The sequence below is a fragment of the Micromonospora rubida genome (assembly GCF_009908295.1).
Taxonomy (GTDB): domain Bacteria; phylum Actinomycetota; class Actinomycetes; order Mycobacteriales; family Micromonosporaceae; genus Micromonospora; species Micromonospora rubida.
In genome coordinates, this window is record NZ_JAAALO010000009.1 from 103,351 (window position 1) to 113,814 (window position 10,464).

Consider the following 10,464-nt stretch of genomic DNA (forward strand, 5'->3'; position numbering starts at 1 on the left):
GCCAAATACCTTCCTCCGGTAAGTAGGACCTGGTTTGCGCTGCAGCGCTGTTTGTCTGGCAATTTCTGGTCGGCTTAATGGGCTCTGGTTTTCGCGGCTTGAGGCGTCTGTGGACGGTATTGGGTCGACTGGTCGTTCCGGCCCGAAGAGGTGGCGGCAATGGCGAATGAAGATACGCTTCGGGAGTACCTGAAATGGGTGACCGCCGACCTCCACCAGACCAGGAGGAAGCTCGGCGAGCTTGAGGCCGCCAGCCGGGAGCCGATCGCGATCGTCGGCATGTCCTGCCGCTTCCCCGGCGGGGTGCGCTCCCCGGAGGACCTGTGGGAGCTCGTCGCCTCGGGCGAGGACGCCATCTCCGGGTTCCCCGCCGACCGGGGCTGGGACCTGACCCGGCTGTTCCACCCCGACCCCGACCACCCCGGCACGTCGTACGCCTCCGAGGGCGGCTTCCTCGACTCGGCCACCGACTTCGACGCAGGCTTCTTCGGCATCTCGCCGCGCGAAGCGCTCGCCATGGACCCCCAGCAGCGCCTGCTGCTGGAGACGTCGTGGGAGGCGTTCGAGCACGCCGGCATCGACCCGTCCGCGCTGCGCGGCCACCAGGTCGGCGTCTTCGCCAGCACCACCGGCCAGGACTACGTGTCGCTGCTCCAGCCGCCGCCGCCCGGCACCGAGGGATACATCCTCACCGGCACGGCGGCGAGCGTGGTGTCCGGCCGGATCTCGTACGCCCTCGGCATCGAGGGCCCCGCCGTCACCGTCGACACCGCCTGCTCCTCGTCGCTGGTCGCCCTGCACCTCGCCTGCCAGGCCCTGCGCCAGGGGGAGTGCACCCTGGCGCTGGCCGGCGGCGCCACCGTCATGTCCACCCCGTCCGCCTTCATCGGCTTCAGCCGGCAGCGTGGCCTCTCCGCCGACGGGCGGGTCAAGTCGTTCGCCGCCGCCGCCGACGGCACCGGCTGGGGGGAGGGCGTCGGCCTGCTGCTCGTCGAGCGGCTCTCCGACGCCCGCCGGCACGGGCACCCCGTGCTGGCCGTGGTCCGGGGCAGCGCCGTCAACCAGGATGGCGCGTCCAACGGGCTCACCGCCCCCAACGGCCCGTCCCAGCAGCGCGTCGTCCTCCAGGCCCTGGCCAGCGCCCGCCTCTCGCCCGAGCAGGTCGACGTGGTGGAGGCGCACGGGACCGGCACCACCCTCGGCGACCCGATCGAGGCGCAGGCGCTGCTCGCCACGTACGGGCAGGGCCGGCCGGCGGACCGGCCGCTGTGGCTCGGCTCGGTGAAGTCGAACATCGGTCACACCCAGGCCGCCGCCGGCGTCGCCGGGGTGATCAAGATGGTGATGGCGTTGCGGCACGAGACGGTGCCGGCGACGCTGCACGTCGACGAGCCGACCCCCAACGTGGACTGGACGGCCGGCGCGGTGTCGCTGGTGACCCGGGCCCAGCCGTGGGCGGCCGGGGAGCAGCCGCGCCGGGCCGGCGTGTCGTCGTTCGGGATGAGCGGCACCAACGCCCACGTGATCATCGAGGAGGCGCCGGCCGAGGCCGCCCCCGGGCCGGCGGAGCCCGGCGCGGACGGCGACGCCGGTCGCACTGCGGCCACCACGGCTGCGGCCACCACGGCCGGGGCCACTACCGCCGGTGCCACCACCGCCGGGGCCGGTGCGGCTACGTCGGCCGGCGACGGGTCCGCGCCGGTCGTCGGGGCCGGCCTCGTGCCGGTGCTGCTCTCCGCCCGCGACGCGGCGGCCCTCGCCGGGCAGGCCACCCGCTGGGCCGACCTGTTCGACGCCCGCCCCGAACTCCGGCTGACCGACGTGGGCTGGTCGTCGGCCACCACCCGGGCCCGGCTGGAGCACCGGGCCGTACTGTTCGCCGCCGACCACGCCGAACTGCTCGCCGGGCTGCGCGCGCTCGCCGCCGGGGACGACGCGCCCGGGCTGGTCACCGGGGGCGGGCCGCGCGGCGGCCAGCTCGCGTTCCTCTTCTCCGGGCAGGGCGCGCAGCGCTGCGGCATGGGCCGCGACCTGGCCGACGCCTTCCCGGTGTTCGCCCGCGCGCTGGCCGAGGTCTGCGCCGAGCTGGACCGCCACCTGCCCCGGCCGCTGGCCCCGGTGATCTTCGCGCCCGAGGGCGGCGAGGCCGCCGCGCTGCTCAACCAGACCCTGTTCACCCAGGCCGGGCTCTTCGCCGTCGAGGTGGCGCTGTTCCGGCTCCTGGAGAGCTGGGGGGTCGTCCCGGACGTCCTGCTCGGCCACTCGATCGGCGAGCTGGCGGCGGCCCACGTCGCGAGCGTGCTGACCCTGCCGGACGCCGCCGCCGTCGTCGCCGCCCGGGGCCGGCTGATGCAGGCCCTGCCGGCCGGCGGGGCGATGCTGTCGGTCCAGCTCCCCGCCGAGGCGGTCCGGGCCGCCCTGGCCGGGCTCGAAGACCGGATCGCCGTCGCCGCCGTGAACGGCCCCGCCTCGGTGGTGGTCTCCGGTGCCGCCGACGCCGTGGAGGAACTCGAACGCCGCTGGGCCGACCAGGGGGTGCGGACCCGCCCGCTGCGGGTCAGCCATGCCTTCCACAGCCCGCTGATGGAACCGATGCTCGACGAGTTCGCCGCCGTGCTGCGCGGGGTCGAGCTGCGCCCGCCGACGCTGCCGATCGTGTCGAACCTGACCGGCGAGGTCGCCGACCCCGACGCCCTGCGCACCCCCGAATACTGGGTACGGCACGTGCGGGAGGCCGTCCGGTTCGCCGACGGCGTGGACCGGCTGTGCGCCATGGGCGTGCGTACCTTCCTGGAGGTGGGCCCGAGCGGGGTGCTCACCGCGCTCACCCGCGACATCCTCGCCGCCACCGGCCGGGACGAGGGCCGGGCCGCGACCGCCCTGCTGCGCCGCGACCGCGCCGAACCCGGCTCCGCGTTCGCCGCCCTCGCCGAGCTGCACGGCGGCGGGGTCGACGTGGACTGGGCCGCCCTGTTCGCGGGCGCCGACATCGCGCGGGTGCCACTGCCCGGGTACGCGTTCCACCGCCAGCGGTTCTGGCCCGAGCCGCCGCCCGCCGCCGCCACGGCCACCGCCTCGGGCGGCGACGACGGGTTCTGGGCTGCCCTGGAGGGCGCCGACGCCGAGACGCTGGGCGGCGAGCTGGGCGTCGACCCCGACGACGACGCCGTGCGTACCCTGCTGCCGGCCCTGCCGGTGCTCAGCTCGCTGCGCCGGTCGCGCCGGGAGCGGACGCTGGCCGACGAGTGGTCGTACCAGGTGACCTGGAAGCCGGTGCCGGTCGCCGACCGGGACGCACCCACCGGCCGCTGGCTGGTCGTGCTGCCCGCCGCCGACGCCCCCGCCTGGGCCGACGGGCTGGCCGGCCTGCTGCCCGACGCCGAACCGCTCACCGTCGGCGGGGCCGACCTGGACCGGGCGGCGCTGGCCGCCCGGCTGCGGGAGGCCACCGACGAACGGCCCGTCGACGGCGTGCTGCTCGTCGTCGCCGGCCAGGACCGGCTGCTGCCGGAGCACCCGGGCGTCACGCTCGCCGCCGCCACCGCCCTCGCGCTGGTCCAGGCCCTGACCGACCTCGACCTGGTGGCGCCGCTGTGGTGCGTCACCAGCGGCGCGGTCGCCGCCGCCCCCGCCGACCAGGTCGAGCACCCGTTGCAGAACCAGGTCTGGGGCCTCGGCCGCGCCGCCGCCGTCGAGCAGCCGCACCGGTGGGGCGGCCTCGTCGACCTGCCGCCCACCGTGGACGACGCCGTCGCCCGCCGACTCGCCGCCGTGCTCGCCGACGGCGGCGAGGACCAGGTGGCCGTCCGCTCGGGCGGCGTCTGGGCCCGCCGGCTCGTGCCGGCCCCCGCCGCCGTGGACGACGCGCGCGCCGTCGACTGGAGCGGCGGCACCGTCCTGGTCACCGGCGGCACCGGTGGGCTCGGCGGCCACGTCACCCGCTGGCTGCTGGACCGGGGCGCCCGGCAGGTGGTGCTGGCCAGCCGCCGGGGCGCCGCCGCCCCCGCCGTGGCCGACCTGCTCGAACGGTACGGCGCCGACGGGCGGGTCACCGCCGCCACCTGCGACGTGACCGACCGGTCGTCGGTGGCCGCGCTGCTGGACGCGCTGCCCGGGCTGACCGCCGTCGTGCACGCCGCCGGCACCGACCAGCTCACCCCGCTGACCGGGACCACCCTCGACGAGTTCTCCCACGTCGTCGCCGGCAAAGTGCTCGGCGCACTGCACCTCGATGAGTGCCTCGCCGACCGCCCCCTCGCCGCGTTCGTGCTCTTCTCCTCCATCTCCGGGGTGTGGGGCAGCGCCGGCCAGTGCGCGTACGGGGCCGGAAACTCGCTGCTGGACGCCCTCGCGGTCAACCGGCGCGGCCGGGGACTGCCGGCCACCGCCGTGTCCTGGACCGCCTGGGGCGGGGAGGGCGGGATGGCCGCCGAGAACGTGGCCACCGCGCAGCTCAACCGGATGGGCCTGCCCCCGATCGACCCGGAACGGGCGCTCGTCGCGCTGGACCGGGCGACCCGCCGGCCCACCGGATGCGTCACCGTCGCCGACGTCGACTGGGCCCGGTTCCACCCGGCGTTCACCGTGGCCCGGCCCAGCCCGCTGCTCGGCGACCTGCCCCAGGTGCGGGCCCTGCTCGACGCCGAGGAGTCCGCCGCGCCCGCGCCGGGCGCCGTCGCCGAACCGCTGCGCCACCTGGCCGGCCTTTCCGCCGCCGACCAGGAACGCGACCTGCTGCGGCTGGTCAACGAGCAGACCGCCGCCGTCCTCGGCCACGCCACCCCCGACGAGCTGCGCGGACGACCGTTCAAGGACCTCGGCTTCGACTCGCTGACCGCCGTCGACTTCCGGGGCCGGATGAACACCGCCACCGGCCTGCGCCTGCCCACCACCGTCGTCTTCGACTATCCCACCCCCGCCGAGCTGGCCGCGCACCTGCGCGAGCTGGTCTTCGGGGGCGACGCGGCCGACGCGGGGGAGACGCTCGTCGTGCACGCCGACGAGCCCGTGGCGATCGTCGGCATGGCCTGCCGGTACCCGGGCGGCGTCGGCGGGCCGGAGGAGTTGTGGCGGCTCGTCGCCGACGGCGTCGACGCCGTGTCGGCGTTCCCCACCGACCGGGGCTGGGAGATCCCCGAGGGCCCCGACGGCGCATCGGCCCCGGCCGGCGGCTTCCTCTACGACGTGCCCGACTTCGACCCCGCGTTCTTCGAGATCTCGCCCCGCGAGGCGCTGGCCATGGACCCGCAGCAGCGGCTCACCCTGGAGGCGTCCTGGGAGGCGCTGGAGGGGGCCGGGGTCGACCCCGCCGCGCTGCGCGGCACCCGCACCGGCGTCTTCGTCGGCGCGTCCACCTCCGGGTACGGCACCGGGCTGACCGAGGTCCCCGAGGGCGTCGAGGGGTACCTGATGACCGGGGCCGCGCACAGCGTGATCTCCGGCCGGGTCGCGTACGCCCTCGGGCTGGAGGGGCCGGCCGTCACCGTCGACACCGCCTGCTCGTCGTCGCTGGTGGCGCTGCACCTGGCCGGGGCGGCGCTGCGCCGGGGCGAGTGCGACCTGGCCCTGGCCGGCGGCGTGGCCGTGATGGCCACCCCCACCGCCTTCCAGGAGTTCTCCCGGCAGGGCGGGCTGGCCTCCGACGGGCGGTGCAAGTCGTTCGCCGCGTCCGCCGACGGGACCGGCTGGTCCGAGGGCGTCGGCATGCTGTTGGTGCAGCGCCTCTCCGACGCCCGGCGCGAGGGCCGGCGCATCCTTGCCGTGGTCCGGGGCTCGGCGGTCAACTCCGACGGCGCGTCCAACGGGCTGACCGCCCCGAACGGGCCGTCCCAGCAGCGGGTGATCCGGCAGGCCCTGGCCAGCGCCCGGCTCACCACCGCCGACGTGGACGTCGTCGAGGCGCACGGCACCGGCACCGTCCTGGGCGACCCGATCGAGGCGCAGGCCCTGCTGGCCACGTACGGGCAGGGCCGCGACGGCGGCGAGCCGCTGCTGCTGGGCTCGGTGAAGTCGAACATCGGGCACTCCCAGGCCGCCGCCGGGGTGGCCGGCGTGATCAAGATGGTGCTGGCGATGCGGGAGGGACTCGTCCCGGCGTCCCTGCACGCCGACGAGCCGTCGCCGCACATCGACTGGTCGTCCGGGGCGGTGGAGCTGGTCACCCGGGCCCGCCCCTGGCCGGCCGTGGACCGGCCGCGCCGGGCCGCGGTGTCCTCGTTCGGGATCTCCGGCACCAACGCCCACGTGGTCGTCGAGCTGCCCGCCGCCGCCGACGACGCCGACGCGGCCCCCGCGTCCGCGCCCGACCCCTGCCTGCTCGCCGCCGACACGGTGGTGTGGCCGCTGTCGGCGCGCTCCCCGGCCGCCCTGGCCGCGCAGGCCGCCCGGCTGGCCCGGCACGTGCGGGAACACCCCGGGCTCGACCCGGCGGCGGTGGCCTGGTCGCTGGCCACCACCCGGTCGGCGTTTGACCGGCGGGCGGCGGTGCTCGGCGCGGGCACCCCGGAGCTGCTGGCCGGCCTGGACGCGCTCGCCGCCGGCACCCCGGCCGGCAACCTGCTCACCGGCGCCGTCGCCGGCCACGGGTCGGGCCCCGTGTTCGTCCTTCCGGACGCCCGCGCCGCCCTCGACGCGGTGGCCGGGCTGGTCGGCCGGTGCGCGGTCCTCGACGACGCGCTCGCCGACTGCCGTCCCGCCCTCGCCCCCTGGCTGGACGTCGACCCGGCCGCCCTGCTGACCGGCGCGGACCGGTCCTGGATGGACCGGCCGGAGCTGGCCCAGCCCGTCGCCTTCGCCGTCGGCGTCGCCCTGGCCGCCGTGTGGCGGCACGCCGGGGTCACCCCCGCCGCCGTGCTCGGCCACGCCGACGGGGAGGTCACCGCCGCCTGCGTGGCCGGCGTGCTGTCCCTGCCCGACGCGGCCCGCGTGGTCGCCCTGCGGGCCCGGGCCGTCGCGGGCCCGGCCGCCAACGACGACCGGACCGACGCCGCCGACCGGACCGCCGCCGCCGACCCGGCCGATGCCGTCGCCGACCGCCTCCGTGCTGAGTTGACCGGCTTTGCCCCGCAGCCGGGCACCGCCCGCCTGCTGTCGGCCGTGACCGGAGACTGGGTCGACCCGGCGTCCCTGGACGCCGGCCACTGGGCCGACGGGGTCCGCCGGCCGGGCTCCCTCGACGCCGCCCTGCGGACCGCCGTCGCCGCCGGCCACGTCACCTTCGTGGCGCTGTCGCCGGACCCGGCGTCGACCGCCGAGCTGATCGGGGCGCTCGCCGCAGCCGGCGTCGCCGGTCAGGTGCTGGACACCCTGCGCGGGGACGGCGACGCGCCGACCCGGCTGCTGGCCGCCCTCGCCGCCGCCCACGCCGTCGGGCTGCCGGTCGACCACCGCCGGATCCTCGCCGGGGCCGACCCGGTGGCCCTGCCCACGTACGCGTTCGAGCGGCACCGGTTCTGGCTGGAGCGCACCGGCGCCCACCGGGCCGTCCTGCCCGCCGTCGGCCTCGACGTCGTCGACCACCCGCTGCTCAGCGCCGTCGCCGAGCTGCCCGGCGACGAGGGGCTGCTGTTCACCGGCCGGATCTCCCTGACCGCCCAGCCGTGGCTGGCCGACCACGCCGTGCTGGGCACCGTGCTGCTGCCCGGCACCGCGCTGGTCGAGCTGGCGTCCTGGGCGGGCCGGCACGCCGACGCCGCGTCGGTGGCCGAACTGAACCTGGAAGCGCCCCTGGCGATCCCCGCCGAGGGCGGCGTCGACCTGCGGGTCCGGGTCGGCCCGGCCGACGACACCGGGCACCGCCCGGTCTCCGTGCACACCCGGCCCGACGACGCCACCGACGGGTCCCGGCAGTGGCAGCGGCACGCCTCCGGCCTGCTCACCGCCACCGAGGACCCGGCCGACGCCCCGGCGGCGGTGTGGCCGCCCGCCGACGCCGAGCCGATCGCCCTCGACGGGCTCTACACCCGCCTCGCTGAGCAGGGCTACCACTACGGCCCGGTGTTCCGATCCCTGCGCGCCGCGTGGCGCTCCGGCACCGACATCCTCGCCGAGGTGGCCCTGGACGCCGACGCGGCGACCGACACCACCGCCTTCTCGGTGCACCCCGCGCTGCTGGACGCGGCGCTGCACGCCATCGGCGCCAGCGTCGCCGGAGCCGATGCCGGAGCTGGCGCTGGCGCCGGTGCCGGTGCCGGTGCCGGTGCCGGAGCCCAAGCCGGCGCCAAAACCGGAGCAGGCCCCGACGGCGGTGCAGCCCCGCCGCCCGCGACGGGTGGCCCCGAGATCCGGCCCGGCCTGCCGTTCACCTGGACCGGCGTGACGATCCGGCCCACCCGCGCCCGGGAGCTGCGGATCCGGCTCACCGCCACCGGTTCCGGGGCGGTCGCGCTGACGGTCACCGACACCGGCGCGACGCCGGTCGCCTCCGTCACCGGCCTCGTCCTGCGGCCCATCTCCGGCGAGCAGCTCAGCGCGGCCCGCCGCGCCGCCACCCGGTCCCTGCACCGCCTCGACTGGGTCACCCCCGACGCGGCCCGCGCCGCCGGCCCGTACCGGCTGGTCGCCCTGGGCGACGACCGGCCCGCCGCCGACCGGTCCCCGGACCTCGCCGCCCTGGGCGACGACTGGCCCGCCGCCGACCGGTTCCCGGGCCTCGCCGCCCTGGTCGCCGGGGTGCGCGCCGGGGCCGCCGTCCCCGACGCGGTGGTCGTCACCTGCGGCGGGCCGGACCCGGACGAGCCGGACCCGGCCCGGCTGGCCCACCGGGTCAGCCACCGCACCCTCGCGCTCGCCCAGCAGTGGCTCGCCGAGGACACCCTCGCCACCGCCCGGCTGGTGGTGGTCACCCGAGGCGCCGTCCGGGTCGACGCGGGCGACCGGATCGCCGACCTGCCCGCCGCCACCGCGTGGGGGCTGCTGCGCAGCGCCCAGTCGGAGAACCCCGACCGGATCGTGCTCGTCGACGTCGACGACGACCGGGCCGCCGCCGACCTGCTGCCGGCGGCGCTCGCCACCGGCGAGCCGCAGCTCGCGGTGCGCGCCGGCCAGCTCCGGGTCCCCCGGCTGACCCGGCTCGGCCCGCCGCCCGCCGACCGGCCCGAGCCCGACCTGGCCGCCGGCACCGTCCTGGTGACCGGCGCGACCGGCGCGCTGGGCCGGCTGGTCGCCCGCCGGCTGGCCGACCGGCACGGGGTACGCCACCTGCTGCTGGTCAGCCGCACCGGCGGGGACGCCCCCGGCGTGGCGGCCCTCGTCGACGAACTCGCCGAGCTGGGCACGACCGCCCGGGTGGCCGCCTGCGACGTCACCGACCGCGACGCGCTGGCCCTGCTGATCGACCAGATCCCCGCCGACCGGCCGCTCACCGGCGTGGTGCACGCGGCCGGCGTGCTCGACGACGGCATCCTCGGCGCCCTCACCCCGGACCGGTTCGACGCTGTGCTCCGGCCCAAGGTCGACGCCGCCTGGCACCTGCACGAGCTGACCGAGAAGCTGGACCTGGCCGCGTTCGTGCTGTTCTCCTCCGCCGCCGGCCTGTTCGGCGGCCCCGGGCAGGCCAACCACGCCGCCGCCAACTGCTTCCTCGACGCGCTCGCCCAGCACCGGCACGACCGGGGGCTGCCCGCCACGTCCATGGCCTGGGGGCCGTGGGCCAACGACACCGGCGACGGGCAGCCGGGGCACGTCGACGAGGACCGGATGAACCGGGGCGGCTTCGTCCCGCTCGCCGCCGAGGAGGGCATGGACCTCTTCGGCGAGGCGCTGCGGTTCGCCGATCCCGTCGTCGTACCGGTGAACCTCGACCTCGCCCTGATCGGCCGGCACGGGCCCGCCGCCGTGCCGCCGGTGCTGCGGTCGCTGGTCCGCCCGGCGACCACGGGCGCGGCCCGGGCCGCCGAGCGCGACCCGGCGGCGGCGCTGCGCGACACCCTCGCCGCCACCGCCGAGGCCGACCGCGACCAGGTGCTCTCCGACCTGGTCCGCACCCACGCCGCCGCCGTCCTCGGGTACGCCTCGATCCGGTCCATCGACGTCGAGCGCGGCTTCGTCGAACTCGGCTTCGACTCGCTCACCGCCGTCGAGTTCCGCAACCGCCTCAACGCGGCCACCGGCCTGCGCCTGCCGTCCACGCTGATCTACGACCGGCCCACCACGGCGGCCCTCGTCGAGCACCTGCGGGGCGAGCTGCTGGCCGAGCGGAGCACGTCCGCGCTGACGGTGCTCGGCGAGCTGAACAAGCTGGAACACGTCATGCGGACCGTGGCCGACGGCGACGCCGACCGGGTCGCCGTCGGCGACCGGCTGCGCGAACTGCTCTCCCTGTGGACCTACACCGGCTCCGGTGCCCACGACGCCGGCGACGACGGCGGGAGCCTGTCCTCGGCGTCCGCCGAGGAGATCTTCAGCTTCCTGGACGAAGAACTCGGCTCGGCCTGACCGGCATGTTCCGCACCCCGATCCCCGATA

The 10,464-nt window shown here is 77.4% G+C and carries 1 protein-coding gene; it reads left to right on the top strand.

The window, feature by feature from the left end:
- Positions 1–198: 198 nt before the first annotated feature.
- The gene (locus tag GVV04_RS26600; RefSeq protein WP_407938839.1) at positions 199–10,434 is read left to right on the top strand and encodes a type I polyketide synthase; all 10,236 of its coding nucleotides are present in this window, start codon (positions 199–201) and stop codon (positions 10,432–10,434) included.
- The last annotated feature ends 30 nt before the right edge of the window (positions 10,435–10,464 follow it).